This is a genomic window from Halopseudomonas sp. L-58, from assembly GCF_056859475.1.
The window spans coordinates 1-26552 of the sequence record NZ_JBSXON010000033.1 but is presented as its reverse complement, the minus strand read 5'-3'; the positions used below and the strand labels follow the sequence as shown (position 1 = coordinate 26552).

25 protein-coding genes and 1 pseudogene are annotated in these 26552 nt (G+C 58.9%); 13 read left to right on the top strand and 13 right to left on the bottom strand.

Features of this window, described 5'->3' with window-relative positions:
• Positions 1-57 precede the first annotated feature (57 nt).
• A complete protein-coding gene (locus AC13EY_RS02575) occupies positions 58-1854 on the bottom strand; it encodes an arylsulfatase (RefSeq protein ID WP_228244908.1) in 1797 nt (598 codons plus the stop codon).
• Between the two features lie 207 nt (positions 1855-2061).
• Between AC13EY_RS02575 and AC13EY_RS02570 the strand changes: the two genes are divergently transcribed.
• From AC13EY_RS02570 to AC13EY_RS02525, 10 genes are all read left to right on the top strand, one after another.
• The gene (locus AC13EY_RS02570; protein WP_228244907.1) at positions 2062-2748 is read left to right on the top strand and encodes a type 1 glutamine amidotransferase; all 687 of its coding nucleotides are present in this window, start codon (positions 2062-2064) and stop codon (positions 2746-2748) included.
• Positions 2745-3284 (top strand): lipocalin family protein, encoded by a 540-nt coding sequence (locus AC13EY_RS02565; RefSeq protein ID WP_228244906.1) that lies wholly within the window; start codon positions 2745-2747, stop codon positions 3282-3284. The genes AC13EY_RS02570 and AC13EY_RS02565 overlap by 4 nt, the downstream gene beginning before the upstream one ends.
• Before the next feature lie 92 nt (positions 3285-3376).
• Positions 3377-4594, top strand: coding sequence for a GGDEF domain-containing protein (locus AC13EY_RS02560; protein WP_140418566.1), 1218 nt, complete (start codon positions 3377-3379; stop codon positions 4592-4594).
• Positions 4595-4713: 119 nt separating this feature from the next.
• A complete protein-coding gene (locus AC13EY_RS02555; RefSeq protein WP_088274243.1) occupies positions 4714-5262 on the top strand; it encodes a hypothetical protein in 549 nt (182 codons plus the stop codon).
• Positions 5262-5567, top strand: a complete 306-nt coding sequence (locus AC13EY_RS02550) for a winged helix-turn-helix domain-containing protein (RefSeq protein ID WP_088274242.1) — start codon at positions 5262-5264, stop codon at positions 5565-5567. Before AC13EY_RS02555 ends, AC13EY_RS02550 begins: the two co-directional genes overlap by 1 nt.
• Positions 5568-5616: 49 nt before the next feature.
• Complete coding sequence (locus AC13EY_RS02545; protein WP_228244905.1) at positions 5617-6519, top strand: MotA/TolQ/ExbB proton channel family protein; 903 nt, start codon at positions 5617-5619, stop codon at positions 6517-6519.
• Position 6520: 1 nt separating this feature from the next.
• Positions 6521-6955, top strand: a complete 435-nt coding sequence (gene exbD / locus AC13EY_RS02540; protein WP_088274240.1) for a TonB system transport protein ExbD — start codon at positions 6521-6523, stop codon at positions 6953-6955.
• Positions 6955-7677 (top strand): TonB C-terminal domain-containing protein, encoded by a 723-nt coding sequence (locus tag AC13EY_RS02535; RefSeq protein ID WP_228244904.1) that lies wholly within the window; start codon positions 6955-6957, stop codon positions 7675-7677. The genes exbD and AC13EY_RS02535 overlap by 1 nt, the downstream gene beginning before the upstream one ends.
• Positions 7678-7692: 15 nt before the next feature.
• Entirely contained in the window at positions 7693-10308 is a 2616-nt protein-coding gene (locus AC13EY_RS02530; RefSeq protein ID WP_482876156.1) for an ankyrin repeat domain-containing protein, read from the top strand.
• A 48-nt stretch (positions 10309-10356) separates the two neighbouring features.
• A complete protein-coding gene (locus tag AC13EY_RS02525) occupies positions 10357-11883 on the top strand; it encodes a phospholipase D family protein (RefSeq protein WP_228244902.1) in 1527 nt (508 codons plus the stop codon).
• A gap of 5 nt (positions 11884-11888) precedes the next feature.
• Here AC13EY_RS02525 and AC13EY_RS02520 read toward each other — a convergent pair whose 3' ends face one another.
• The gene (locus AC13EY_RS02520) at positions 11889-12251 is read right to left on the bottom strand and encodes a DUF6746 family protein (protein WP_228244901.1); all 363 of its coding nucleotides are present in this window, start codon (positions 12249-12251) and stop codon (positions 11889-11891) included.
• Positions 12252-12338: 87 nt separating this feature from the next.
• Positions 12339-13781, bottom strand: coding sequence for a cardiolipin synthase (cls, locus tag AC13EY_RS02515; RefSeq protein WP_228244900.1), 1443 nt, complete (start codon positions 13779-13781; stop codon positions 12339-12341).
• 97 nt (positions 13782-13878) lie between these two features.
• Between cls and AC13EY_RS02510 the strand changes: the two genes are divergently transcribed.
• Positions 13879-15852, top strand: coding sequence for a CASTOR/POLLUX-related putative ion channel (locus AC13EY_RS02510; protein ID WP_482876154.1), 1974 nt, complete (start codon positions 13879-13881; stop codon positions 15850-15852).
• An 11-nt stretch (positions 15853-15863) separates the two neighbouring features.
• Here the strand turns inward: AC13EY_RS02510 and AC13EY_RS02505 are convergent, their stop codons facing one another.
• The 6 genes from AC13EY_RS02505 to AC13EY_RS02480 all read right to left on the bottom strand — a co-directional run bounded on the left by AC13EY_RS02505 (position 15864) and on the right by AC13EY_RS02480 (position 20693).
• The gene (locus tag AC13EY_RS02505) at positions 15864-16202 is read right to left on the bottom strand and encodes a TusE/DsrC/DsvC family sulfur relay protein (protein ID WP_228244898.1); all 339 of its coding nucleotides are present in this window, start codon (positions 16200-16202) and stop codon (positions 15864-15866) included.
• On the bottom strand, positions 16199-16510 hold the full coding sequence (gene tusB, locus AC13EY_RS02500; protein ID WP_228244897.1) for a sulfurtransferase complex subunit TusB: 312 nt from the start codon (positions 16508-16510) through the stop codon (positions 16199-16201). Before tusB ends, AC13EY_RS02505 begins: the two co-directional genes overlap by 4 nt.
• Complete coding sequence (tusC, locus tag AC13EY_RS02495) at positions 16507-16872, bottom strand: sulfurtransferase complex subunit TusC (RefSeq protein WP_228244896.1); 366 nt, start codon at positions 16870-16872, stop codon at positions 16507-16509. Before tusC ends, tusB begins: the two co-directional genes overlap by 4 nt.
• A complete protein-coding gene (tusD, locus tag AC13EY_RS02490) occupies positions 16862-17251 on the bottom strand; it encodes a sulfurtransferase complex subunit TusD (protein WP_228244895.1) in 390 nt (129 codons plus the stop codon). The genes tusC and tusD overlap by 11 nt, the downstream gene beginning before the upstream one ends.
• A 69-nt stretch (positions 17252-17320) precedes the next feature.
• Positions 17321-17986 carry a Bax inhibitor-1/YccA family protein gene (locus AC13EY_RS02485; RefSeq protein ID WP_228245055.1) on the bottom strand — a complete coding sequence of 222 codons (666 nt, stop codon included), beginning with the start codon at positions 17984-17986 and terminating at the stop codon, positions 17321-17323.
• 136 nt (positions 17987-18122) lie between these two features.
• On the bottom strand, positions 18123-20693 hold the full coding sequence (locus AC13EY_RS02480) for a hybrid sensor histidine kinase/response regulator (RefSeq protein WP_228244894.1): 2571 nt from the start codon (positions 20691-20693) through the stop codon (positions 18123-18125).
• Between the two features lie 307 nt (positions 20694-21000).
• Between AC13EY_RS02480 and AC13EY_RS02475 the strand changes: the two genes are divergently transcribed.
• Positions 21001-22905, top strand: a complete 1905-nt coding sequence (locus tag AC13EY_RS02475) for a putative bifunctional diguanylate cyclase/phosphodiesterase (RefSeq protein ID WP_228244893.1) — start codon at positions 21001-21003, stop codon at positions 22903-22905.
• A 167-nt stretch (positions 22906-23072) separates the two neighbouring features.
• Here AC13EY_RS02475 and AC13EY_RS02470 read toward each other — a convergent pair whose 3' ends face one another.
• Positions 23073-23831, bottom strand: coding sequence for a hypothetical protein (locus AC13EY_RS02470; RefSeq protein ID WP_482876150.1), 759 nt, complete (start codon positions 23829-23831; stop codon positions 23073-23075).
• 58 nt (positions 23832-23889) lie between these two features.
• Positions 23890-24768, bottom strand: a complete 879-nt coding sequence (locus AC13EY_RS02465) for a LysR family transcriptional regulator (protein WP_228244891.1) — start codon at positions 24766-24768, stop codon at positions 23890-23892.
• Between the two features lie 82 nt (positions 24769-24850).
• On the opposite strand from AC13EY_RS02465, the gene AC13EY_RS02460 reads away from it, so the two are divergent.
• On the top strand, positions 24851-25312 hold the full coding sequence (locus tag AC13EY_RS02460) for a multidrug/biocide efflux PACE transporter (RefSeq protein ID WP_482876173.1): 462 nt from the start codon (positions 24851-24853) through the stop codon (positions 25310-25312).
• Here AC13EY_RS02460 and AC13EY_RS02455 read toward each other — a convergent pair.
• On the bottom strand, positions 25280-26374 hold the full coding sequence (locus tag AC13EY_RS02455; RefSeq protein ID WP_482876171.1) for a GTP-binding protein: 1095 nt from the start codon (positions 26372-26374) through the stop codon (positions 25280-25282). The two genes, AC13EY_RS02460 and AC13EY_RS02455, sit on opposite strands and share 33 nt — an antisense overlap.
• 40 nt (positions 26375-26414) lie before the next feature.
• Positions 26415-26552: pseudogene (locus tag AC13EY_RS02450) on the bottom strand (IS110 family transposase); the annotation flags it as partial.

The window sequence follows — 26552 nt, the reverse complement described above, 5'->3', positions numbered from 1 at the left end:
CTAGCGAGATGAAATCACACCCGGAATCGGCCACCATCGCTGCCGGTGATGGTGGCATCAGCGCCGACGGCGTTTCAGCAGCCAGCGCGCAGCCATTGCCACCAGCAACAGCAGAACCAGACCGGCCAATGCCAGAGCAACACGGTTCTTGGCAATAAACTGTTCACGGCCGTTACGCGTGACCTGTTCCCAGGCGCGATAGTCGGGCGGTACTTCGATCACCCGGTAGCGTTCGACGTAGTCGCGATAGGCCTGATAAAGCTCGGACACGATCTCTGGGTGCTGCTGCGCCAGATTGTGTCGCTCCAGCGGATCATTGGCGGTATCGAACAACTGCGGCCCGATACGCGCCGGGATGGCATTGGTGCTTGAGGTAACCAGTTTGTAATTGCCACGCCAGACGGCGATTCCACCAGCCAGTTCGTAGACGGTCGTGCGGCTGGCGTCGTGAACCTGTTCCTGCCGACCTTCGAGCAGGGCGCGCATGCTTTCACCCATGATCGGATGAACAGGCCTGCCCCGGTAGCGGTCGCCGGGCGGCGTGACACCGGCAATGTCGAGCAGCGTTGGGGTGATGTCGGTCACATAGCCAAAGCTGTTGGTTCGAGTGCCGGCGGCGACTCGACCCGGCTGACTGACGATCAACGGCACGCGCATCCCACCGCTAAACGGCGAGCCCTTGTAAGAGTAGAACGGAGTATTGGACGCATAGGCCCAGCCCGGGCCGTATTCGCTGTAGCTGCCGGGCGCGCCGAGCGCATCGATATCGGTGTCATAGCGCAGGCGGTAAAACAGCGGGGCGACCTCACGCAATACGGTCGACTCTCCCCCGTTATCGCTCATGAACAGGATCAGGGTATTGTCGTACTGACCGGTGTCCTTGAGATAGCTGAGCACCTTGCCGACGCTGGTATCCATCGCTTCAGCCATGCCGGCAAAGACCGCCATTTGCCGTGCCCGATAGGCCTTCTCTTCATCACTCAGACTAGCCCAGTCAATATGGCGACGAGCATAGAAGGTGCCCCAATCGTCGGTAACAGCGTTCTCACCGGTATCCGGCAACAACCCGCTCGCCAACTGGCGCTGGTAGCGCTGCTGGCGAATTGCATCCCAGCCCTGATCGTAGATGTCGGCATAGCGCTGAATATAGTCTTCAGGAACCTGGTGGGGTGCATGCACGGCCTGAAACGCCAGATAGCCGAAGAACGGCTTGCCGTCCGTGCGACCGCTGTCGATGTAGTCGATCAGCTTGTCGGCATAGGTGAACGAGGAATAAAAGCCCTCGGGAAGGTTCACCGGTTTGCCGTCCTCAATCCAGGTGGCGCTGCCGCCCGGTAGATAATGCTTGGCCTCCCAGTTGTCTGCACCGCTTTCCATCAGTGCAAAGGAGCGCGTGAAACCGCGCGCAACCGGCTGACTCTGCGGGCGGTCGCCCAAATGCCACTTGCCGGCCATGTAGGTGTTGTAACCTGCATCTTGCAGCAGGGTTGGCAAGGTCACAACGCTGTCGTTCAACCAGGTTTCGTAGCCCGGCTGACCTTTCTGGTTGTCCGCCATGATCTCCTTCATGTTACCCATGCCGACCAGGTGATTGGTCACGCCAGTCATCAGCATTGACCGGGTTGGCGAGCAGGTTGCGGCCACGTGAAAGTTGGTGAACTGGACCCCGCTGGCAGCCAGCTGGTCGATGTTGGGCGTGTGGATTTCACCGCCGTACGCCCCCAGATCGCTGAAACCGAGATCATCGGCGACAATCAGCAGAATGTTGGGACGCGAGTCCGCGCTGGCGGTATTGAACGGCAGTAGGATACTCAAGCCAAGGGCAGGAAGCAGGCGAAGGAGCGGGCGGTGCATGATAAAGTCCCTGTTTTTTGTGGTTATGTGCAACCGAGTATAGGGAGCGCTATCGCGGGCGCTGCGGCCGAGTGTAGCCAAACGACTGTCCCTGGCAGCCAATCCTGGCGCCGGGCAGCGCCTCGTTAATCGGGAACCTTCTGGCCGCCGGGCTGTTTATAGACAAGTTTGGACGGACTTTTCAGCAAGGGGGACGGGCGAGTGCATGTGCATTATCTGCAACATGTGGAATTCGAAGGGCTGGGCCTGATCGAACAATGGCTGACCGCTCACGGTCATACGCTAAGCGGCAGCAGGCTGTATGCCGGTGACGCACTCCCCGAGCTTGAGTCGGTTGACCTGCTGATCATCATGGGAGGCCCCATGAGCGTGAACGACGAGCAGGCCCTGCCGTGGCTGCGGGAAGAAAAGGCGTTCATTCGACGTGCGCTGACCGCCGACAAGGCGATGCTGGGTATTTGTCTCGGTGCACAACTGATTGCCGCAGCGCTGGGCCAGCCGGTGTATGCCAATGCAGAACGCGAAATTGGCTGGTTCAGGGTAACGGGCAATACCCATCATAACGGCGCGGCCTTTCACTTCCCCGCTCAATTCCACGCACTGCACTGGCATGGTGAAACCTTTGATCTGCCTCCGGGCGCCATTTTGCTTGCGTCCAGCGATGCCTGCGAAAACCAGGCTTTCCAGCTGGGGCGTTCGGTTATCGGCCTGCAATTTCATCTGGAAGCCGATCGCGCATTGCTTGAACGCTTTGTCACCGCTGACGCACAGGCACTTTCTCCGGAACGCTGGGTCCAAACTGCCGGGCAGATTCTCAGTGTGGATGATATGACCCTGACCCGCAGCGCAGCACTGCTGGATCACGTACTGACCTATCTGACGGAGGCTGTATGAAACACCGTATTTACGGATTGCTTGCCCTTACCGGGCTGGCGCTGCTGGGGGGCTGTGTTCAACTCCCGGATGGCATTGAGCCGGTAACGCCGTTTCAGGCTGACCGATACCTCGGACAGTGGTATGAAATCGCGCGGCTGGATCACCGTTTTGAACGCGGGCTGAGTCAGGTCAGTGCCGAGTACTCGCGCGCAGATAGCAACGAGATCAAGGTAATCAACCGCGGCTGTGATGCTCAAAGCGGATCCTGGAACCAGGCTGAGGGGCGTGCCCGCTTTGTCGACGACCCGAATACCGGGTTCCTGAAAGTATCATTCTTTGGGCCGTTTTACGGCACCTATGCCATCTTCGAACTGGATCCCGAATATCAATATGCCTTTGTTTCCGGCCCCAATCGCGACTACCTTTGGTTCTTGTCGCGTGACCCCGAACCGGATGCAGCACTGCGCCAGCAGTTCGTGAAGCGGGCTGGGGAGCTTGGCTTTGCGGTCGACGAACTTATCTGGGTCAAGCAGGGCGACAGCCGCTGCAGCTAGACGTGTTCGAAAATATGCACGGTCTCGTAGCCTTTCGCGGCGGCACAGGATACTCTTTGGCTCCAAGAATAATTACAGGCTGAGGCCGTTGCGTGCTTGATCTGACGACGTTGATGCTGGTGCTGGCGCTAACCACGGCCACAGCGGTGATTTGCCTGCTGGTTGCCGCCGCACTGAATCCCAGGGTTCCGTCCATTCGCTTCTGGGCGATTGGCCTCAGCATGGTCGTTTTCGGGGCTCTTTTACAGTCGGCACGCGCCTACATACCGATCTGGTTCAGCGCCATCGTCATTACCCAGGGCTACTTTGTACTTTGGTGGGGAGCGCGCTGCCACCAGCAGGGGTGGGCTGCCCCCCATTTCTGGCCAACCATGGCGACTCTGCTAGCTCTGCAGGGTGCAGCCTTCTTCCTGCTCAGGGATTCCCTTCGTTTCAGCATCATGACCCACAGCGCGATTGTAGTCGTGGTCGCCGGTCTCATGGTCTACGAAATTATCCGGGTACGACCAAGACCCCGTACCCTGACCTACGCCTGGTGCGCCATCTGGCTTGTTCATGCAGGCCTGTATCTGCGTCGTCTCATGCTGTACGGGCTTGATCCAGCGTATGCAAACGTCACCACCTTTGAGCAAGGCGAATCGGTCGAAGCGCTGAATTACCTTGAAGGCATCGTATTCATCTATGCCTTCACCATGATTTGCATCATGTTCCTGCTGCGCAGCCTTCAGGACGAACTCAAGACTCAGGCCATGCACGACCCGCTGACCAACCTGTTCAACCGCAGAGCTTTTGAACAGGCGGCACTGCGGCATCTGGAAGGTAACCGCAGGACAGGGGAGAGCGCAGCGCTGCTGTTGCTTGACTTGGACGGTTTCAAGGCAATCAACGACCGCCATGGCCATGCCGCAGGCGATGCAGTGCTGGCCCGATTTGCAGAGTTATTGCAGGACTCTTCACAGACACGGGACCTGATCTGCCGTTTTGGCGGAGAAGAATTTCTCTTGATGGTAGCCAACACGGATATGAACAAGGCAAGACAGCTTGCCGAACGGATTCGCGAAACCTGGCAACGTCAGCAGGTTCAGGTAGGCAGGCTAACGCTGAGCAATACCGTATCAATCGGGCTGACGCCGGTTCCGGCGGATTCCACATTGTCCCTGCACGAGCTGGTCGAACGAGCCGATCAGGCGCTGTACCAGGCCAAGCAGAGCGGGCGCAACCGCTGCTGCAGCTGGCCACTCACCGCTGACGACGCTGCCTGCCGAGAAGGCGAACAACGGAGTTTTGTTCAACTCGGCTCTCCGGAATAACCCAACAGGCATTGCCCCGGGCAATCTGCCCGCACCATTTTTCTTCATCATGTATTGCGTTTCCGAACTCTGTTCAATAGAGTGCTTTGCACAAGAATAAAACAAGCTGGATATGATGTATGCCGCCTTCACGCGAGGAAGCGGCGCAGGCCCTGCGCGAGATCAGCAATGTGCAGGCGCGTGTCGCCGGATTTCAGGACTATCGATTTGAAGCAAGCCAACTGATTCTCTGGGGGCTGCTTAATATCATCGGCTGCGTCGGCAGCGCTCTGTTCGCTGGCTACCTGCTTCCAATCTGGCTGGGTGTGGTGGTTGTCGGCCTGCTGCTCGGTGTATTCATGGCGGTCCACAGCGCCCCCCGAGTTCCCGGCGTAATCTGGCGCTATCTGCTGGTTATTCTCTCCATTTTGCTGTTTGACGTCATTCTGCACGTCATTTTCTGGCCTGTGTCTCCGCGCCAGGGCAGCATGATCGTCCCCCTGTTTGTTGCCACCATTTACATCGTTCGAGGCGCACAGTCACGGCCCCGTTACATCGCCGTTGGCGCCTTGCTGGCGGTGCTCAGCATGCTCAGCTTCCTGTTTGCAGGTGATGGCTACTGGTACTGGCTTGCACTCAGCTGGGGCGGCACCTTTGTGGTCTCGGGCCTCTGGCTGAGGAGGTGCTGATGCAGTCGCCAAACGACCTCATCCATCAGCCTGTGCGGCTCAAGATCATGGCCGCGCTCAACACGCTGGCATCCGATCAATGGCTGGAGTTTGTCTCGCTCAGGTCCATCGTCGATACCACCGATGGCAATCTTGGCGCACATCTCAATACCCTTGAAGCTGCCGAATACGTTCGAATCAAGAAGGATTTTGCAGGAAAGAAGCCGCGCACGCGGGTCTGCCTGAGCGCCAAGGGGCGTGTTGCATTCGGTCAGTATGTCGCCGAACTGCACGCCATTCTGGCGCCCCAGAACCTGGACACCTGATACGGCATCGCACCTGACTCACTCATAACATCAACAATCTGGAGTTGGCATGCACACTCGTTCGTTTATCTCGACCTCGGCCCGCTGGCAACAGCGTTTGCGTACCCTGTCATTGCTGGTGCTGCTTGTCGCCGGTGGCGGCGCAACCGGGTTGGTACTGGCCCAGGCCGATAACCAGCCGCCTGAAGCAACCGCAGCCAGCGCCGCAACAGCCGCTGTCAGTGAAACGGTACCGGCGATTCAGGCAGCAGCACCAGAAGCCCAGCCGGCAGTCGCGCACACCTCATTTGGCGTGCGTGAGATGTACCTGCAAGCCGATCCGCTGGTTAAATCGGTCATGATCCTGCTGGTGTTCTGTTCCGTGCTGACCTGGGCTGTGCTGCTCGAAAAGCTGTTCGTCTTCAGTGCAGCCAAACGCCGCAATAATCAGTTCCTCAAGGCCTATCGTGGCGGTCAGGCTGATCAGCTCGGAGAGCAGCTTGAGCGCAGCGCCATGGGACGGATGTGGAAGGTGGCCCAGGCCGAACTGAGTCACTACCGCACGCTGCCCGCCGAGGGCAACGATGCCGACCGGCTCAACCGTCTGCTGCAACGCATTGCGCTGACCGCCGGCATTGTTCAGGAACGCGATCTGGCCAGGATGGGAACCATGATGGGCGTACTGGCGACCATCGGCGCCACGGCTCCCTTTATCGGCCTGTTCGGTACCGTATGGGGGATCCTCAACAGCTTCGCCAGTATCGCCACCCTTAAATCTGCCAGCCTGGCCGTCGTTGCGCCCGGTATCGCTGAAGCACTGCTGGCAACGGCGCTGGGGCTGTTTGCAGCAATTCCCGCGGTGATGATCTTCAACAAGTTTGCCCGTGACATTAACGGCTTTGTCGGTTCGCTGGACAATTTCTCGGCAGAGATGATCGCCGGCGTCTCACGTCAGCTGGATGAAGGTCGCTGATATGGGCATCCAGCTGAACTCCGGGCCGCTGGTGAAGCGGCACAACTACCAGCAGAACGCCGAGATGAACATCACACCCTTTGTCGATGTGATGCTGGTTTTGCTGATTATCTTCATGGTCGCAGCGCCTCTGGCGACGGTGGACGTCCCGGTTGATTTGCCAAGCAACGCCGCAACACCGAATCCGCCACCGGACGAGCCGGTTTATGTCAGCGTGCAGGCCGACGGCATGCTGTTCGTGCAAGAGCAGCCGGTAGTACTGGCCGACCTTGCCGCCGGTGTCAACCAGCTGACCGGCGGGGATGTGCGAACGCGCCTGTTTCTGCGTGGTGACAAGGCGGTGGAATACGGAACCCTCATGCAGGTCATGAATACATTGCAGAAGGCCGGATACGGACAGATCAGTCTGGTCGCCTCGGAAGAACTGGAGCCCTGATGAGCGCCTACCGAGAACGCAGTAGCTGGCCGTTCCGGATACTGGTGGCAATCGTTGCCCTGGGCCTGCATATCGGACTGCTGGCGTGGTTGCAGAGCGCGGAGTTCCGCCACCAGGCACTGCCGGCCGGCCCGGATGTGGTGGCTGTTGATCTTTACGTGCCGCCGCCACCGCCGCCGGAGCCAGAACCTGAACCTGAACCCGAGCGGGAACCCGAGCCCGAGCCACCAGCCCCCGAGCCGGAGCCGCAACCCGAGCCGCCAAAACCGACCGTTCGCAGGCCGCCCCCGGCGCCCGCAACACCGCCGACGCCCCGCGGCCCGCCGGTTCACAGCTTTGGTGCCAATCAGCAATGGGCAGCACCACCGACGCCGCCACCGGCAGCCACCAGCACACGCGGGAGAATGGCACCGTCCGGCTATGCCAACACGGTTAAGGGGCGAGTAACGGCCAACCTGCAGCGGCCCGAGGGCGCTGTTTACAAGCCGCCGCCAGGCTATCGGGGCGACCCCAACGACTTCAAGCGGCAATGCTACATCCCCTACGAAATCACGGTGGATGGTGCAGGCCAGATGGTCGGGTTCGAGATCGACCCCTGTGGCGATGCATTGCTGGATCAGGCTGCGCGTGAGGCCATCAGGCGTTCGGGTCCGTTTCCTCCACCACCCGGTGGCGGAGAAGGGCGCTACACCATTTACGGCACAGCCATCTTTTTGGACTGAATACGGAGTACTGGCATGTTTACCCCCACGCGTATTGTGTTGGCCTCAAGTGTGATCTTGCTGACGGCCTGTACCAGTGCACCGGTGCCGCCGAAACCCAAACCGGATCTGACACCCCGCCTGTCAGCTTTGCCGGATGCCGGAAGGGCAGGCTTTGACTGCAGCGGTGCCTTGCCGGAGGTGCATCGGCAGATCTGCGCCAGCGACAGCCTGGCGGCCCGGGATCGGCAGTTGACCGAGTTGCTTCACCAGCGTGTAAACGCACTGGATCTTCCCGGTGCGCTGCTGCTGGAGGCCAATCAGCGTCAGTGGCAACTGTCGCGTGCCGGAGCCTGTGGCCTGGGAACCGAGGCTGGCACCGCATTGCAACCAGATACGACAGCGCAAGCGTGCCTGGACGCCCTGTATCGCCAGCGCATCAATGAGCTGCGTAACTGGCCAGCGCCACCTAAGGTTACGTCATCACAGCGCCATGCCTGGTCCACCTATGCCGAGTTCAGAGTGGCTGAAGAACTCAGGCCCGGGTTCTGCAGCGCCATCGGTGCGGCCCTTAACCGCTCGTTGGCAGCAAAAGGCGAAGCAGACATTACCGTACTGTCCGGTGCCACCTTGCTGGCCGGCAGCCGCAATGGGGATCGCGAAGCCAGCGTCGGCGGCCACCGTTACCGGGTGGAACTCTACAACCCGGGTCTGTACGCCGGCTACCAGCAACGGGCACGGGGGCTGCTGATTGATGACCGGGTCGTCATGGATCATCGGACCATGCCCGCCTGGATTGCCAAGCAACCGGGTTACGGCGGTCGGGCCAACGCATCCTCGTCACAAACCGGGGATTACGGCAGCATCGACTTGTTCAGCTATCAGGGCGAGCCGCTGGCACTGGTCAATGAAACCTGGGGCTTCTACTCGCCGGCTGCGCGTGGTGAGTCGGCCTATGCCGGCGTTTACGCACTGGGTAGTGATATCAAGCCACTGTGCCTGTTCCAGAGCTATCTCACACCGCCGCGTACAGACAACCTGCGCGGATTACCCACCTACGCACAGCTCAACAGTGCGCTCGAGCAACTCGCAGGTGACCCGCTGCCGGGCTATGCCCAGAGCGAACGCCGCGACCTGTTTCAGCGCTGGAAAGAGCGTCAGTGGACCCTTCTCAATCTGCCGTTGCTGGGTGTTGACGAATACCAGCGCAGTGGTCGCCAGGGCGCCATCGCTGCCCGCAACGATGCCGCAATGGAGCAGTTCTTCCTCTGGTCCGAGCGTAATATCGGCAACAAGCAACGCTACCGTCGGTTGATGCCGATGCTGGCTCCGGCGCATCAGGAGCTGCAGGCGATGTTTGTCGGTCAGGGACTGACGGCAGCAGAGGCCGGCATCGCCGCCGACCTGCTGTTCCACGAGACCTTTGCCCGCAGCATGGAGAATCTGGAACTGCCGGAGCAGGTGCCTGCGCTGCCAGCGGAACCTTTTGCACGCTATCAGGCGCGTTATGCGATCGCCCCTCAACCCGGCGCGCTTGAGCAAGGCAGGCAGTTTGCCACGCTGCACAGCGTCGTACTCAATGGTGCGCCGCTGAATGTGGTGTCCGATTTTATTGCCTATGAAACCGAGGTGCTGGGCGAAAATCGGGGGATCGGTCCTGATGGTGACACCGCACTGATGGCTGCCGTTGCGACCCCGGATGCTGTATCGCTGTTGCTGCAGCGCGGATTTGACGTTAATGCACGCAACCAGTGGGGGCGAACCGCGCTGATGGCTGCAGCCCAGAACGGGCAGAGTGAATCGGTACGCAGATTGCTGGCAGCCGGGGCCGACCTGTATGCCGAAACACGCGCTGTAGAAGATGCCGGTGTTGGTGGTCCGGATCGACAAGAAGCGGCCACCGGTCGACAGACCGCATTGCTACTCGCCGCAGCCAGCGGCGACGAGGCGACCATCAGAGCGCTGATGGATGCCGGTGCCATGCGTCAGGCCTGGCGTGGTTACGACCAGGCCATCTGCCGGGCAGTATCAACCAACGAATCGCTGACAACCGATCAGCGCGATAGCTTCAAGGCTTCCGAACTGTGCGCCTCGACTTACGCACCCCTGCCTGTCAGTGCCCAGAAGCCGATTGATATACGCGCCGGCGATGAACTGATTATCCGTGAAGACGGTCAGAGTTATCCGATCCAGCTGATTCGTCGACCTGCAATGACATTGTTCGGTAGACCGACTGAAATGCCGCCGGCGGATCTGACCAAAGACATCGGCCCTATGGCGATCAACGTTGCCACGACTGCAACCCGGCGTGCGAAGGTCCGGGTGACTGGACCCCTGAATCTGCTGTTCGACGATCTTGGCGGCAATTCGCCTGATCTGCTGCGCTTCCAGGTCAGTTTCCCTGTCAGCGGCTCGCCGGTACCTCAAGCGGGATATCGTGTCTCGCAACAACCGGAGCAGCAGGTATTGAGCCTGGATTTCGACCCGCAGCGTCATCAGGTCGCGGCTGCATGGCGGGCGCTCTACAGCGCGGCCTATACTCAGGGTCTGAATCCGGCCAAAACCGGCTATGTCGTGATCGATAACCGAGGCGTGCGCCGCGTCAGTTACCAACTGGTTGTAAGCGATCAGTACGAGGAGCAAAACCCCTAGCCGTGGGCCGGTACAGGGCAGGGCGGCTACATTGAACGGGATACCTTCATGTTACGACTGTTCTGCCTGATGATCACAGCCTGTCTGATGACAGGCTGTGCGACTGCCGGCATGTCTCACAGCGAGCTGCCGACCTATTATCTGCCCGCGGACACATCAACCAAGCTGGGTCGCTATCTGGCAAAGCAACGCTCTACGGACCCGACGCAGTCTGGATTCATCATCCTGCATGACGGTGCAGATGCACTCGCTGCGCGGATTCGGCTGATTGACATGGCCGAGCACAGCCTGGATATCCAGTACTACATCTATAACACCGATATTACCGGAGGGCTGATCACTGAGCGGCTGATGGCCGCGGCTGATCGCGGTGTACGAGTACGTCTGCTGATAGATGACGTCGGTGCCAACGTCGATGATGTCGGTATTGCTACCGTGGGCCTGCATCCCAATATCGACGTGCGCCTGTACAACCCGGTCAGCCTGCGCAGCAACTGGATGAAGCTGCTGGGCAAGGTAATCGAGTTCGGCCGCATCAACTACCGCATGCACAACAAGCTGATGGTTGCCGATAGCACAGCGCTGATCACCGGCGGGCGCAATATCGGTGATGAGTACTTTTCTCTGACCGATATCGACTTTCAGGACGTCGATGTCATCGCCATCGGCCCGATCGCCGAAAGCGCAGCTGACAGTTTTGACAACTACTGGAACAGCGGTATCGCCATACCGATCACAATGATGACTGGCGAGCGCACGGCAGAGGAACTTGCCGGAATGCGCGCAAAGCTCGGATCAGCGACGCGCCAGGCTGCGCGCAATCCCTACATAAGGGCGGTTGCAGAGTCGCGTTTCCTCAGTGATCTCGGTGGCAACGCCCTCTCATGGCATTGGGGCCAAGCGAGCTGGCTTTACGATGACCCGTCCAAGTCAGATCCCCGCGGCGACGGCAAGGAGATTGCCTACCTTGGCCGCAGCCTGATCGAGCCGATCAGGCAAACCGAAGAGGAGCTGCTGCTGACGTCAGCCTATTTTGTGCCACGCACAGGCGGAGAACGGCTGCTTCTGGGGCTGGTTGAGCGTGGCGTTGATGTCTCGATACTGACCAACTCGCTGGCAACCACAGATGTACTGGCGGTACACAGTGGTTACGTCAAATCGCGTCGTCCGCTGCTCGAAGGTGGCGTCAGGCTCTGGGAGCTGAGACCGATTGCCGGACAGCAGGAAAGGGCCAGCCCATTCCTGGGTGAATCACTTGCCAGCCTGCACGCGAAAACCTTTGTGTTTGACCGCCAGGCAACTTTTATTGGCTCGGTGAACCTGGATCCGCGATCCATCAAAATCAATACCGAGGCAGGCGTCTACATCGAGAATCCCGAGTTGGCGCAGGAGATGGTCGAGCTGTTCGAGCGCTGGACCTCGGACGACTACGCCTTCAGGGTCGAACTGGATCGCCGGGGTGATCTGCGCTGGAGGGCCGAGGGACGAACCTGGGAAGCCGAACCTGATGCCAGCCGATTCCGTCGATTCATGAGCTGGAGCCTGGGCTGGCTGCCCTTGTCCGGACAGCTATAAGCAAGTCATGCGAGACCTGACAGCCAGCGCCGGGCAGCAGCAAGGTACAGACCTGCACAGCGCTTTACCTCGCTGGCATCACAGTGCTCTACCGCCCGATGCAGGGATTCCAGCGGGTCGGCAACCGGCGCAGCTGGAGAACCAAGTTGCAACAGATCGCTCTCCAGCTGATAACTCAGGTCCTCCAGGAGGCTGAGCGCGCTCTGGTCCAGCGGCTGCTCCAGCAATTGCTGTAGTGACAGGGTGTGCGCCTGGAGCTGCAAGACAGCAGGGTGACCGCTCGCGCCGGAGATCGCACCGGCGCCGGCCAGAGCTCCGGGCGCCATCATGCTGACCGTCAGACTTACTGGAACCAGATACATTTTCATGGCAAATCCCGTAAATGATAGTCAATCTCATTTGGATTCTAGCCGGAATTGCCATGAAAGCAATAGCGCTGCAGCAGTTTCCTTGATTTAGAGCAAGGGGCTGAGGAAGAACATAAGGCGTTCCAGCACACGCGCCCCACGCGAACGCTGCCGCCATTGCGCCAATTCAAGCTCAACGCTATCCGATATATAGCCGTCCAGCAGGCGTTTGATGACAGCGCAACCTTCTGGCGAAAAAAGCGGGACTGTGAGTTCAAAGTTGAGTTGGAGGCTGCGGATGTCCAGATTCACGCTGCCAACCAGCGCAAGCTGGCCATCCATCAGCATTGCCTTGGTGTGAAGCAGCCCGCCGCGAAACAGATAAATTGATCCACCTGCTTCGAGAAAACGCTCATAGTAAGCGCGGCTGGCCCAGCCAACCAGATGCGAGTCATTGCGCTCGGGTACCAGCACCTTGACCCGCACACCACGCCGCGCAGCCTGGCAGAGCGCGTCAAATATCGCCTCTGATGGTACGAAGTAGGGCGTACTGATGGTGATACTTTCATTGGCGCGATAGATGCTGGACAGTACCGCCTGGGTGATCAGATCTTCGCCCATGCCCGGACCTGACGGCAGAATGGACAGCCATTTATAGCAGGTTGGCGGGCTGGGCGGCGCAGGGGCCAGACGACGGATACCGGTCTCGACCTCCCAGTCCCAGGCAAATACCTTGTCCAGACCTCGTGCTGCAGGGCCATCCAGCCGCAACATGATATCGACCCACTGTCCTACGTTGGCCTCCTTCTTAAAGTGCGATGGGTCAGCCATATTCATCGAGCCGGTATAGGCAATATGCCCGTCGATGACAACCAGCTTGCGGTGCAGACGCAGGTCGACGCGCTGCGCCAGTGCCCGCCAGAGTCGCACCGGCAGGGCCGGCACCACTTCGATTCCGGCATCGATGAAACGCTTGCGCCAGCGCGAGCGAAAGAATGGACGACTGCCGGCGTGATCGATCAGCAGGGAAACCTGAACACCGCGTCCGGCGGCGTCGATCAGCGCTTCGCTCAAGGTGTCGATGCGCCCTCCGGGAAACCAGATATAGGTTTCCAGGTGAATACTGCTTTTGGCCTCTCGCACATCCTGACACAGGCGATCGAAGATCTGCTCGGGCGTCTCCAGCAGGTCCATTTGCTGGTAGCCCAGCGCGCCAATGCCGAGGCGAGTCTCGATCAGCTGGCGAATCCCCTGCACCAGCTGCCCGCCGGGCAAGGGGGCCTTTTGGGTTTTGAAATCCTCTGCAATGCTGGCGAGAAAGGGTTCCAGCATCGCCTCGGCCCGACGCGCACGTTGACGGCCAAGGTTGAGTTCACCCAGCATCAGATAGAGCAGGGCGCCCACAAACGGCAGGATATAGATAACCAGCAGCCAGGATAGCGTCACGCTGACCGGATTGCGGCGGCCAATGACCCGGAAGGTGACCACGGCGGTAAAAAGCCAGTAGAGTACCGCCAGGGCGATGCCGATGATATGTTCGATGTAGCTCATGCGGATTGAACAGAGTACCTGTCCAGACGTCCAATGCAGCAATCTAGCAGGATTTACCCGCACCGTTAAGAACAAGCCGCCGCGAGATCTTCACCGCATGTTGCCATTTTCCTTTGTTGACCGCCTGCGTTATCTGGTCGAACGTCAGTTCATCAAGGGCGCGCACTATCAGTTGCTGGTGGTCGCTGCCTTCATTGCCCTTATCTCCCTGATTGGCGGCTGGCTGGTCTGGCCAACCGGCGGGGAGGCCAGTCTCGCTGATTCGGTCTGGTGGGCATTTCTGCGGCTGACGGATCCGGGTTATCTCGGCGATGACGAAGGCACCTGGCGGCGCATCGTTTCCACGGTGCTGACGCTCAGCGGCTATGTTGTCTTTCTCGGCGCGCTGGTGGCGATCATGACGCGCTGGCTGATTGCGATGATGGTGAAGCTTGAACAGGGACTCACGCCTGTCACCGTCAGCGGCCATATTGTCATCCTCGGTTGGACCAACCGCACCATCCCGCTCGTACAGGAGATCCTGGACGTTAATGGTGGGATTCAGCGCCTGCTCAAGGCGCGCCTGACCAAACGCCTTCGTCTGGTCATTTTGGCTGAGGACGTTACGGCAGAGTATGTCCATGAGCTGCGCGCAGTCCCGCTGATTCGCAAGCACATGGGGAACATCATTCTGCGCTCGGGCACCGCCCTGCAGCCTGAAGACCTGGATCGCGCCGCCTGCCTGCAAGCGGCGGTCGTCCTTATTCCCGGACGCAATCAGACCGCCGGCTCACTGGTCGGCAGCGATGTGGAGGCTATCAAGGCACTGCTTACCTTGCAGGCGCAGGCCCACCAGCGCGGAGTAACGCCACCCTACGTCGTTGCCGAGGTTGATGACAGTCGCAAGATGGCGGTCATGCAGCGCGCCTACTCCGGCCCGCTGGAGGTGCTCGCCAGCGAGGCTCTGGTCAGTCGCCTGTTTGCTCAATCGATCATTCATCCCGGGCTGCCGGAGGTGTTTGGCGAAGTGATGACGGTGCATGAGGGTAACGAGTTTTATATCCGGTCTACCGATAACTGCGTCGGACAGACCCTGGCCGACATAGGCAGCCGTACACCTGATGCCATCGTGTGCGGCCTCATGCGCCTGGATGGCGATCGCTGGCGAACCTGGCTGAACGCACCGACCGGAGAAACGATCAGGAGCGGAGACAAGCTGGTGATGCTGGCTCGCGCCTACGAGCATGCTGCGCCACAGGGGGAACAGGTCGAAGTCAGCATGCGCCCGTTGCAACGTCCGGCATCCGGTCCGTCACGCCCAGTCAGCACGGGCGGCATGCGCAGACTGCTGGTGCTCGGCTGGAACCGACGTGTCCCGGCGTTGATCCACGAGCTTGCAGGGTATCGGGAGTATCACTTCGATGTGCACAATGTTGCCGTGGTCAACGCAGACGAGCGGGCCGCCATGATCAACAGCTACAGCCCGGCAACAGCCCGTGTCGACTGCCAGTTTACAGAGGCGGATTACATGGTCGAAGGGGCGCTGGATCAGTTGATGACGCAGCGTTTCGACAGCATCATCCTGGTATCGTCCGATCGCCTGGACAGTGGAGAGGAAGCGGATGCCCGCGCCATGGTCGGCTATCTGATTGTCGACGAGCTGCTGCGCCAGCGTGCCATCCGCCCGCAGATTCTGCTCGAGTTGAGCGACCCGGCCAACGAAAGCCTGGTTGTGCGCAAGCGCGGCGAGACTATCGTCAGCCCCATGATTCTGAGTCACCTGATGGCACAGATAGCACAGCGCCGCGAGCTCGGGCTGATGTTCGAGGAGTTGCTGACCACCGGTGGCCCGGAGCTGGTGTTCCTCGATCCGCGGCATTATCCGATGCAGAGTGTTACCACCTTCGCTGACCTTGAAGCGATCGTCGCACTGCACGGGGATACTGCGCTGGGCGTGTTTCGCCTCAAGGCCGATGAGCAGGGCAGACGGCTGCAGCTGAATCCGCAGCGTGACAAGCCTCTGCGGCTGGCCGAAGGCGACCAGCTGGTAGTTTTGACCACCTTGCCCCCAGGCGACCTGGCAGGCCGCTGAACACCTGACGGCTAGAGGCAGTTTTCCGGTTTGGGCAGTCCGGCGATCTTGCTGCCCAACTTTGCCGGGCTGCCTGGAAACAGCGTCAGCAAATACATACTGTTGCCCTTGTCCTTACCCAGTTCCTGGCCAACAAACTTGACCAGCGGACGCATCGCCGGTGAGAGCTGAAAGGTCTGGTAAAAGCGGCGCAGCAGAAGGATGACTTCCATATGCGCGGGGGTCAGCTCAATACCTTCGCGCAGGGCCAGTTCATGTGCGACGGCTTCGGACCAATCGCCAAGCGATACCAGGAAGCCTTCCTTGTCGATCGCAATGTCGCGGCCATCTGCATGGATAGTCTGTGTCACCAGCTCAGTACCTTGTCATACCGGGTGCATAGCTCGACCATACCCGGATAGTCGATCAGACTCACTCGCTGCGGCAGGTCATCTATCGCCAGGCCGCGGGCCAGAACGTCGGACTCCAGAGCAAACAACCTGATGCTGGCCGGTAACAATTGCATGGCGTTAACCGCGCTGGTGCGAGGCAGCAGCGCATAGACAGCATCCTCGATCAGCAGCAACCCTTGCTCCGGCCCGATAACCCGCAGGCTGGTGGCAAAATGGGTGTCATCCTGGGGGGCATGGCGCAGCAGGTGCAGAAGTGTTGACCTCATAAGGCTACCACCTGGTCGTGATGCTCCAGCAAGGTCGCGATCTCGGCACTGTCAACGGCCTTGCAGTTGATGATGAATCGCCCCGGCTGCAGGCCGCGCTCGGCAAGCGAATGCTGGCACACGAACAGGTCTTCCACACCAAACATCGGTAAGGCCTGAAGGTTGGATGCAACCGGCTTTTGCTCAATCAGTGTGGACTCTTGCCCCGGCAGCAACTGCAGAACGCCGGCGTCCATGAACAACATGCTCACCGGCACGCCGAAAGCCGCAGCAGCAAGTGCCAGGTCCAATGCTTCCCGGGCGGCGATCGATGTCGGCGGCTGGCGACTGATGACCAGCAGGCTTTTCAGATCAGGTTCCAAAGGTCACCGCCCGGTCTGCCGTCTGCAGCGCATCGACCCATTGCCCCAACCCGGAAAGAACCCAGGGTTCTCCGGTATTCGCCGTTGGCCGCTCCCAGCGATCTGCTTCGGCGGCATCCAGTATCCCTCGACGCAGGGCGGCGGCGATGCAGACGACTGCATCGAGCCCATTCTCGTTGATAAAGGCCTTCCAGCGCCGCGCCAGATCGCACTCGTCCTGCGGTTGCACACCTAGCGTGGAAGCAAGGTGTACCGCGTCACGGTAAAAAAACAGTCGACTGATCTGGTGGCCGCCGGCCAATACAGCCTCGGCAAACATCAGAGCACTGCGTGCAGCAGGATCCTGCGGACCAGCCAGCAAGGCAATCGCAAACTTCATGGTTTCACGCTCATAAACAAAATGGCCCGCCTTGAAGGCGGGCCATTGAGTATAACGCAGCGGGTTTGTTCAGTCGTCGCTGAAGATACCCAGCAACTGCAGCAGACTGAGGAACAGGTTGTAAATCGAGACGAACAGGGTAATGGTCGCCATGATGTAATTATCTTCACCACCATGAATGATGGAGCTGGTCTGATACAGGATGACCGCCGAAGAGAACAGGACGAACCCGGCGGAAATCGCCAGTTGCAGACCGCTGATCTGGATAAAGAAACTGGCAACCACTGCGCACATCAGAACGATACAGCCCGCCATGATGAAGCCTGACAGGAAACTGAAGTCCTTGCGGCTGAGGATCGCGTAGGCGGACAGGCCAAAGAAGACCACCGCAGTCATGCCCAGTGCCATGGATACCAGCTGGCCGCCATTCGGCAACGACAGATAGGCGTTCAGAATCGGACCAAGCGTGTAGCCAAGAAAACCGGTAAAGGCAAAGGTGCTGACCAGTCCCCAGCCGGAGTTACGCAGTTTGGTAGTCAGAAAGAGCAGGCCGTAGAAGCCGACCAGAGTCACAATGATGCCGGGGTACGGCAAATTGAGGCTCATGGACACGAAGGCCACCACGGCGCTGAACGCCAGCGTCATGGCCAGCAGCGAATAAGTGTTGCGGAACAGCTTGCTGACTTCCGCTTCGCTGACGCCAGCATGTTGAAGGGTCGTATTGTGTTCCTGCATGTTCATGTACAGCTCCTGTATCGGAATCGAAAATCCGTTGGTAGACCCTGATCATACGGCTTGATCACAGCAAATCAAGCCGCCGAAAGCGTCCAACTATTACCATTCATGTGAAAATCGCCACAAACGGTATCCCTCACTTTGCCCGGGCGCGGTTCATGACGGCGTCCAGCATGCTCAGCAGTTTCTTTTCATCAACCGGCTTGTCGAGCCAGGCCAGGAACTCGTCAACCTGACCGTGCATCAGTCGTTGTCCCTCGTCGCAGTAGGCGGAAACAACCAGAATCGGCATGTGTGCCAGCGCTGCCTGCGCCCGAACCTCACGAATCAGGTTGAGGCCATGTCCGTCCTGCAAGCGTAAATCCGTCACCATTGCGTCGTAGTGCGTTTCCTGCAGTTGCTGTTGAGCGCCTTTCAACGTAACACTGGTTGTTGGCAGATAGCCGGCCTTTCGCAGTACCAGTGCAATGAAGTCTGCGATCATCGGGTCATCATCAACCACCAGAACGCTGGGTGTCTGCACCTGCGCAGTCGCCTCGGCCTGCGCCTCAGCCTGCGCCTCAATCGGCAAGCTCAACCAGAACGTGGCGCCGTTCGGTGGCTCAGAGTCAAAACCGACGCAGCCATCCATTTGCGCCATCAACTCTCGCGAGATGGCGAGCCCCAGGCCAGTACCTTCTTGTTTGCGCTTGTCTGAACCATCAGCCTGGGCGAACTTTGCAAACACCTGATCCCGGAACTCGGCAGGAATGCCTTCACCCTGATCGGTAACGCTTACCCGCACGGTATCCTGATCGGTTACTACATCGATCACGACCTGCGAACCCTGCGGAGAGAACTTGATGGCGTTGGACAGATAGTTGTTCAGCACCTGGTGCAATCTCATGCTGTCGACCCGAACCAGAATGTCATGGCAGCCATGGGACACCAGATTTACTCCACGGTTTTGGGCATAGGCCTGATTGGCTGCAAGAGCCTCGTCTATCAGTTCTTTCAAACTGCAAGTGCGAAGCTCGAACTTCATTTTGCCTGCAGCGAGCTTCTCCATATCCAGCAGGTCGTTGATCAGGTGGTTCAGGCGCTGGCTATTGCTCTCTGCAATTTCCAGCATTTTACGCATGGGCGCAGGCACCTCACCGAGCGAGCCGCTGTTGACGATCGCCAGCGCACCAGAAATGGAGGTAAGCGGGGTACGCAGTTCGTGACTGACGGTGGAAACGAACTGGCTTTTCATCTGCTCGACCCGCTTCTGCTCGGTCATGTCCAGCATTGTTCCACTTGCGCGTACAGCCAAGCCGCTTTCATCTCTCTGGATCGCGCCACGGAGCAGGACCGGAACTCGATGACCAGCCTGATGACTCAGTGAAGTTTCAATCGAGAACGCCGATTGGTCCGACTGCAATGCCTCACGCAGCAGCTTTATCAGTTTGTGCCGCTCTTCCGGCGCCACCAGAGCCTGCCAGCGATGCAGCGACTGAAAATCGGAGGTAGGAGGGTAGCCGAGCATTTCCCAGGCACGCTGCGACGCAATGAAGCGCATGTCATTCAGATAGATATCCCACCAGCCATCATTACTACCCTTGAGCACAAGGCGCTGGCGCTCCTCGCTTTGACGCAGCGCGGCATTACTGCTGCGCAGTTGCTGGGTCATTGCGTGAGCCAACAGTTCTGCCTGATCACGACGCAGGACGAGGAGGGTAGCCATCAGAAACAGCAACAGACTGATACCCAGCCCGGCAAAAGGTACCCAGCCACTGTTGTTGTAGCGATCATCAAACTCGGGCGTACTCTCAAACTCCAATTGCCAGTCGCGCCCGTAGAGGCTCAGCTGCACGGTACGCGTCAGAGCGGGAGAAGTGACCGTATTGTCGATGTCGGAAAACAGGGTCGGGTTGTCTAGCCCCGGGGCGGTGTCGACCAGCCGGTAGCCCACTCCCGGGGTCAACGACCCGAGAATACCGGCAAGCAGATCCCCCATACGATACGGGCTGTAAACGAACCCTCTCAATGCTGCAAGCCGCTCCTCGGTAGTCGAGACCGGCAAACCGCCATAATAGACCGGCACGTACATCAGAATCCCGGCCTGAACAACGCCGTGGGTCTCCTGCAACAGTTTGACCGGCCCAGTTACCCAGGACTTCCCCGATTCGGCCGCAGCCTGCATGGCAGCCTGGCGGGTGGGTTCGGAATACATGTCGAAACCGAACGCGGCGAGATTCCGGCCTTCAAATGGCTCGAGGTAGACGATAGAGGTATAGAGAGAGCGCTCACCCTGAGGGTGAACGCGGAAGTCGGGAAAGCCTTCGGCACGAACTTGCTGTTCAAATGACTCAAGAAAGCCGGGACGTATGACCTGAGCAAAGCCGACCCCAAGAATGCCGGGATAGTTGTCCGCCAACTGGAGGCGCTCGACCAGTATGCGCCACTTGTATCGATCAACCTCAATGGCAGCATCAAACAAACCTGCACCGCCGAGCAGAATCTGCTCGTGGTCAATCATGCGTTTGTGTATCGCCGAGGTGATGTCGTCGGTAATCAGGACAAACTCACGATGCGCCGCACGCTCCTCACGGTCGACCAGATAGGACCAGATAAACAGGGTCGCAAGTACACCAATCCCGAGAACTAGCCACGACAGCGCATTTTGACGGCTGAAAGCAGCATTTGAGACGCCAACACGGGCTTGTTGTTGCTTGAGTTCAGTCATCCATGTATCCGGTGAAGAGTGGGACTCGCCCAATTTGGCTGTGCAAAGCATAATGGGTTAGATTCCTGCCTGCATAGCGTCAGGTCAGCCAAACCGCCTGAGACAAACCTTTCGGCAACATAGTCGCCACAAAGCGTGATAAATCGGCGCCTTTTTATTGGCGCCACACAACTTCCAAGAGTAGGTTATCACCTGAACCTCATCAGAGCGTTCAGCGTGACGGCATGTGCGCAAAATCGGCTCGCGGGTGCATTCACGCGCCCCCGCTAACCAGCAGCCTGGAGCTGCAGATCGGGAAACATTGACCATGGAAACGGCAGCTATAGAAAAAGGTGAAGTGGAGGCATTCTCTCTGCGCATGCGTGAACGCCAACACCGGCGACTGCGTCTGGTATCACATCTGGTCATCCTGATCTTGCTTGCAGTCGAAACTCGCGCGCTGTTGACTGGCGAATACGTCGCAGCAGCCCTGGTAGCGATCATCTTGAGCAGTATCCTGCTGACTCTCAGACTCAACGCAAAACCCGGCCCGGATTACGCTGCAGCCTTCGCACTGGTATCGCTTACCGCGCTGCTGGGATACTCGATGTGGTCCAACCAGGGCCTCTACAGCGGCGCGCTCATCGCCTTTCCGACCATCCTTGTCATTGCCGGCCTGATTACATCAGAACGTCTGTTCTGGGGCCTGCTGACGCTAATGCTGATCACCGTGGCGGGGATCAGCATAGCTGCAGCCCTCGGTTATCACTCTTTTCACCCCTTGCCGATGGGGCTCCAGCGCTGGATGGTGGTGAGCAGCATTCTGCTGCTGTCCGCCGGCACCATAGTCTGGCTGATGAGAGAGATGCGCTGTATGCAGCGCTCGCTGGAATCGGAAGTAAAGCGGCTGCGCTGCTCCCAGGCCAAGCTTACCCATCTGGCAGGCCACGACGCCCTGACCGGACTGAGCAACCGGGCATCGTTCAACAGTCACGTTGCACGGATGATCGAAATGGCCGGCCAGCGTAAAGGCTGCATTGCGGTGCTTTATCTGGACATCGACAACTTCAAGACCATCAACGACTCACTTGGCCACTCAGCGGGGGACGAGCTGATACAGGCAATAGCCTCGCGCCTCCGGCAGGTAGTGCGGGATGCCGATGCCCTCAGCCGGCACGGCGCAGACGAGTTTGTCATGGCCCTGGCAGATGTCGAAGACCTGCAAACGGCAATCCGTGTAGCTCAGCGCATGCAGACGGTCATATCGCAGCCTTTCGAGGTCAACGCCAAGCAACTGTTTACCTCGCTGTCGGTCGGTATTGCGGTATTTCCTGATGACGGCACGGACGTCGACACTCTGGTACGGAAGTCCGAGGTTGCAATGTTTCAGGCCAAGAAAGCAGGGCGCAACACCCACATCGTGCATCAGGCAGATATGGCGTCGGACAATCACGACCGACTGGATATCGAGCAAGCGCTGCGGCATGCCATCGCTCGGGATGAGCTCGAACTTTTCTATCAGCCGATCATTGCCTTGCGCGGAGACCGGCTGATTGGTGCAGAGGCATTATTGCGCTGGCGCCACCCTGAATATGGACTGCTTGGGCCAGACCGTTTTATGGACGTTGCGGAACAGTCAGGGCTGATTGTCGAGATCGGCGAGTGGGTACTCGGCCAAGCCTGTCGAGAAGCGGTACGCTGGCAGACCGAGGGGCTTAAAGGTCTGGGCGTATCAGTCAATCTGTCGGCGGTACAGCTGCGGCGGAACAACCTTGAGTCGGTTGTGGCCGACGCGCTGGCCAGCACCGGTCTGGGCGCAGCAATGCTGGAACTGGAGCTGACTGAATCCATGCTGCTGGAGAAGTCGGATCAATTCCTGCAGCTGCTGCGCAGCCTCAAGCAGATGGGCGTAAAGCTCGCCATTGACGACTTTGGCACCGGATATTCGAATCTGTCGTATCTGCAGCGCTTTCAGGTCGACCGGCTCAAGATCGACAAATCCTTTGTCAGTCATATTGGTAGCAACGAACAAAACCGCGCCATCGTTACAGCAGTGATCCAGATGGCGCACAGCCTCAAGCTGGAAGTAACTGCCGAGGGGATTGAGCATCAACTGGTGCAACGCATCCTCACGTCGCTGGGTTGTGATCATGCGCAGGGCTATCTGTTTTCAAGACCCGTGGAAGCAGACCGGTTTCTCGAATTTGCCAAGGCTCACAGCAGCATTGCCTAGGTTGGACGCCTGGAGGATTCGACGCCGGCAGCACTGGTAGCGCTCGCACCCATAACTTCGCATAATATGTATTATGTTAAATAGCGTATTGCGATTAATGCGTAATGAAAGCTCTGGTCAGAATGCCCCCACCCGCACCACCGTGCTCGACTCGTTCCGCGACCGACTTACCGAGCAACCAAACACAGATCGCCCTCTGGCGGCGTTGCAGTTTGAGCTTGCAGCAGCCTCCTGACTAGCACGATATTCTCCTGATTGTCGGGCTCATCGCGCATCGCAATGACCAGCGGCTCTTCGAATAGCATCCTGGCAACCCGCACATCGTCTATTCCATGTCTGATAGCCAGATACTCCATCACTGTCGGGTCCGACACAGCCAGATGGAATCGCCCCATGCTCAACATCTTCAGCAATGACAGCTCACTGCTGGCTCCACGGTCAATGCTGTCAGGAAAACGCTGCAGCAATGATTGAAATCGCTCCGGATAGATGTAGCTTTTAACAATACCGATACTGTGGCTGGCAAAAGCCTCGTCAATCTCGGCAACCTGGACATCGCTATCGGCCATCGCCATCAGCGCCAGCTGAGATGGCGTCACCTCGCCTGAGGAAACGAAGCCTTCTCTCACTTCTATCGGCCAGGCAGGAAAAAACCCGAGATAGCCGGGCTGGTGCGCGATCTGCTGGGCGCGCCGCCAGGGATAAAACTCGACCTGCAGGTCAATGTTGCACTGGCCGAGAATGGTTCGCAGATGCTGGATGGCATTACCGCCATGGACCATAGAGGACCCGGTATAAGGCTCCCAATCAAGTGCGGTGATTTTAAGCGCGCGTTGCACCGCCGCCCGCTCACCTGCGGCGAGCACCGGTGATGAGGCCGTGACTGCCAGAATCAGCGGAATATAAAGCCAGGTGCGCAGGTTCAAGCGATAGCTCCAATATCAGCCGCTTACCAATATCTGCAGCATAGCAGCAGATGCGATATCAAGGATGGCTGGCCAACGCGTCTCGCAACCAGTTCCCGGCAGGACCCAAGGGTCGCTTGCGAGACCAGACAACCTCCAGCGCCTGGAATCTTGGCCAGTTTGGCAGCGTCAACTCGACCAGCTTGTCGGCGGCATAGGCATCAACGAGCCACCGTGGCAGTACCGCCCAGCCAAAACCCATAACCGCAAGATCCAGCAAAATAAGATAGTTGGGGGCAGACCAGCTGCGAATCTGGCTGACTGGCTGCCACTCCGGCCCCTGGGCAGATCCGCTCAAGGTATTCAATCCAAGGTGTCGCCACTGCGCGAGCTGGCTCGATTCAATGTCCCCCTGCTGCACCAGCGGGTGCCCGGGGCTTGCATAAACGGCGAACTCGGCCCGTTCGGCGACCGGCGCGCGGCCTATTTCCGGCAGGAGCTGACCCTCAACCGGCAACAGTCCCAACGTGGCACGGCCACTGCTTATGAGGCTGATAATGTCGGCATTTTCGGCAAATATGCATTCAAACTCCAGCTCTGGAAAGCGTTCGGCCAGTTGCATGATCCGACTCTTGAAATGCTCCGACTGATAGGCATCGGACAGTACCAGCGTCAGCCGTGACTCCAGCCCGCCGGCCAGCGCACTGGCAGTGCGCTGCAGTCGGTCAGACGCCGACAGCACCTCCTCTACCCTGCCCAGTAAAGCCTGCCCTGCAGCGGACAGGACGGGCGACTTTCCGGTTCTGTCAAACAGGGTCAGCCCCAGATCAATCTCCAGCCGTGAAATCGCTTCGCTGACAGTTGACTGGCTTTTGCCCAATTGGCGCGCGGCGGCACTGAAACTGCCAAGGCTGGCAGCATGGGCGAAGGCTTCGAGTGATTCAGGAGACAACTTCATATCGGATTCACCGATGGATTCTAACTTCGTCCATCAGGTTAAACCTATGAGAATGCATCTGTCGAATAACCGGAGAGTTTTCATGACCGCGAATGTTGCCGATGGTGGAATGTCTCTGCGCGAGCGCATGCTCCACGCAGGACTCTTTGAGCTGATTGCAGTCATGGTGTTTGCACCGCTGATAACCTGGGTAACGGGCAAGCCGCTGCACCAGGCCGGCGCGTTGACGCTGACGCTTTCATGCATCGCGATGTTGTGGAATATGGTATTTACCGCCGCGTTTCAACACATCGAGCGCCAGCGCGGCTGGCGCCGAACCCTGAGGGTTCGGCTCCTTCATGCTAGCCTGTTTGAATGCGGCCTGGTAGTGATGATGGTCCCGGTCATCGCACTTTGGATGCAGGTCAGGCTGATGGAGGCGTTGCTGCTGGATATTGGCCTCATTCTGCTATTTCTGCCATACACCCTGGTGTTCAACTGGCTGTACGACCGGGCCAGAGCGCGGGTTTTGTCAGGCCGGCTCGGGCGCCTCAGCAACCCATGAACCAAATGGGTCGCCAAGGGCCGCCCAATATGCCGGCTCTAGCTGCATTTCAGCATCGGACAACAGGCAACTGTCCAGATCCTGCCGCAACTGGTCGGCGTCCAGGCCTTGACCAATGAACACCAACTCCTGTCGGCAGTCGCCGCTTTCTGGCCGCCATTGCTGCATGATCTCCTTGAGCAAGTCTGGATCGGTCGGCCAATGCTCGCGATCAACAAACCGCCACCAGCGTCCCGCTAGCCCATGCCGCATCAAGCTGCCCGCCTGGGACCAGCTGCCCGCCAGAGTCCACTTGCTGGCCAGCCAGAACAGCCCCTTGGAGCGCAGCAGCCTGCCGTTGCGCCACGGACTGCTTATGAAGCTGTAAAAACGTTGCGGATGAAACGGGCGGTTCGCTCGGTACACGGTAGAGCCAATACCGTATTCCTCCGTTTCCGGAATGTGCTCGCCGCGCAGTTCCTGCAGCCAACCCGGCGCTTCGGCAGCCCGCTCGAAATTGAACAGGCCGGTATTGAGTACCTCGCGCAACGGGACGTTACCCATCACCATTGGCAGGATGTTCGCGTGTCGGTTGAGGTTACGCAGGATAGACGTCAGCTCCGCGAGCGCGTCTCGGCTGATCAGATCACTCTTGCTGATCAGGATGACATCAGCGAACTCGACCTGCTCGACCAGCAGGTCGGTAATCGAACGCTCGTCGTCCTCACCCAGGGTTTCGCCGCGGCTGGCGAGACTGGCGGACTGTTCATAGTCGTTCAGGAAGTTGACCCCGTCGACGACCGTAACCATCGTATCGAGTCGGGCCATATCAGCCAGAGCGGTGCCCTCCCCATCCCTGAAGGTAAAGGTCTCTGCGACCGGCAGCGGCTCGGATATGCCGGTGGACTCGATCAGCAGGTAGTCATATCGCCCCTCTTTCGCCAGCCGGCCGACTTCCTCCAGCAGGTCCTCACGCAGGGTGCAGCAGATACAGCCGTTGCTCATCTCAACCAGCCGTTCCTCCGCCCGATTCAGGGTGACATCCCGCTGGACCTCGCTGGCATCGATATTGATTTCACTCATGTCGTTGACGATCACCGCAACGCGCAGGCCGTCACGGTTCCTAAGAAACACCTTCGACAGCCTGCAATGTGAATCCAAACTCTGCTGCACGTCGATGCAGCCCTTTCACCACGCGCTCCCGATATTTTTGTTCATAGTGATCAGCGCCAGGATCCTTGTAGTCCATGCCGAAGCGCAT

What these genes read in the sequence shown, in the direction of transcription:
- AC13EY_RS02575 (WP_228244908.1), bottom strand. Translation starts at nt 1,854, where the DNA reads ATGCACCGCCCGCTCCTTCGCCTGCTTCCTGCCCTTGGCTTGAGTATC.
- AC13EY_RS02565 (WP_228244906.1), top strand. Translation starts at nt 2,745, where the DNA reads ATGAAACACCGTATTTACGGATTGCTTGCCCTTACCGGGCTGGCGCTG.
- AC13EY_RS02555 (WP_088274243.1), top strand. Translation starts at nt 4,714, where the DNA reads ATGCCGCCTTCACGCGAGGAAGCGGCGCAGGCCCTGCGCGAGATCAGC.
- AC13EY_RS02550 (WP_088274242.1), top strand. Translation starts at nt 5,262, where the DNA reads ATGCAGTCGCCAAACGACCTCATCCATCAGCCTGTGCGGCTCAAGATC.
- AC13EY_RS02545 (WP_228244905.1), top strand. Translation starts at nt 5,617, where the DNA reads ATGCACACTCGTTCGTTTATCTCGACCTCGGCCCGCTGGCAACAGCGT.
- exbD (WP_088274240.1), top strand. Translation starts at nt 6,521, where the DNA reads ATGGGCATCCAGCTGAACTCCGGGCCGCTGGTGAAGCGGCACAACTAC.
- AC13EY_RS02535 (WP_228244904.1), top strand. Translation starts at nt 6,955, where the DNA reads ATGAGCGCCTACCGAGAACGCAGTAGCTGGCCGTTCCGGATACTGGTG.
- AC13EY_RS02530 (WP_482876156.1), top strand. Translation starts at nt 7,693, where the DNA reads ATGTTTACCCCCACGCGTATTGTGTTGGCCTCAAGTGTGATCTTGCTG.
- AC13EY_RS02525 (WP_228244902.1), top strand. Translation starts at nt 10,357, where the DNA reads ATGTTACGACTGTTCTGCCTGATGATCACAGCCTGTCTGATGACAGGC.
- AC13EY_RS02520 (WP_228244901.1), bottom strand. Translation starts at nt 12,251, where the DNA reads ATGAAAATGTATCTGGTTCCAGTAAGTCTGACGGTCAGCATGATGGCG.
- cls (WP_228244900.1), bottom strand. Translation starts at nt 13,781, where the DNA reads ATGAGCTACATCGAACATATCATCGGCATCGCCCTGGCGGTACTCTAC.
- AC13EY_RS02510 (WP_482876154.1), top strand. Translation starts at nt 13,879, where the DNA reads ATGTTGCCATTTTCCTTTGTTGACCGCCTGCGTTATCTGGTCGAACGT.
- tusB (WP_228244897.1), bottom strand. Translation starts at nt 16,510, where the DNA reads ATGAGGTCAACACTTCTGCACCTGCTGCGCCATGCCCCCCAGGATGAC.
- tusD (WP_228244895.1), bottom strand. Translation starts at nt 17,251, where the DNA reads ATGAAGTTTGCGATTGCCTTGCTGGCTGGTCCGCAGGATCCTGCTGCA.
- AC13EY_RS02485 (WP_228245055.1), bottom strand. Translation starts at nt 17,986, where the DNA reads ATGCAGGAACACAATACGACCCTTCAACATGCTGGCGTCAGCGAAGCG.
- AC13EY_RS02480 (WP_228244894.1), bottom strand. Translation starts at nt 20,693, where the DNA reads ATGACTGAACTCAAGCAACAACAAGCCCGTGTTGGCGTCTCAAATGCT.
- AC13EY_RS02475 (WP_228244893.1), top strand. Translation starts at nt 21,001, where the DNA reads ATGGAAACGGCAGCTATAGAAAAAGGTGAAGTGGAGGCATTCTCTCTG.
- AC13EY_RS02465 (WP_228244891.1), bottom strand. Translation starts at nt 24,768, where the DNA reads ATGAAGTTGTCTCCTGAATCACTCGAAGCCTTCGCCCATGCTGCCAGC.
- AC13EY_RS02460 (WP_482876173.1), top strand. Translation starts at nt 24,851, where the DNA reads ATGACCGCGAATGTTGCCGATGGTGGAATGTCTCTGCGCGAGCGCATG.
- AC13EY_RS02455 (WP_482876171.1), bottom strand. Translation starts at nt 26,374, where the DNA reads ATGAGTGAAATCAATATCGATGCCAGCGAGGTCCAGCGGGATGTCACC.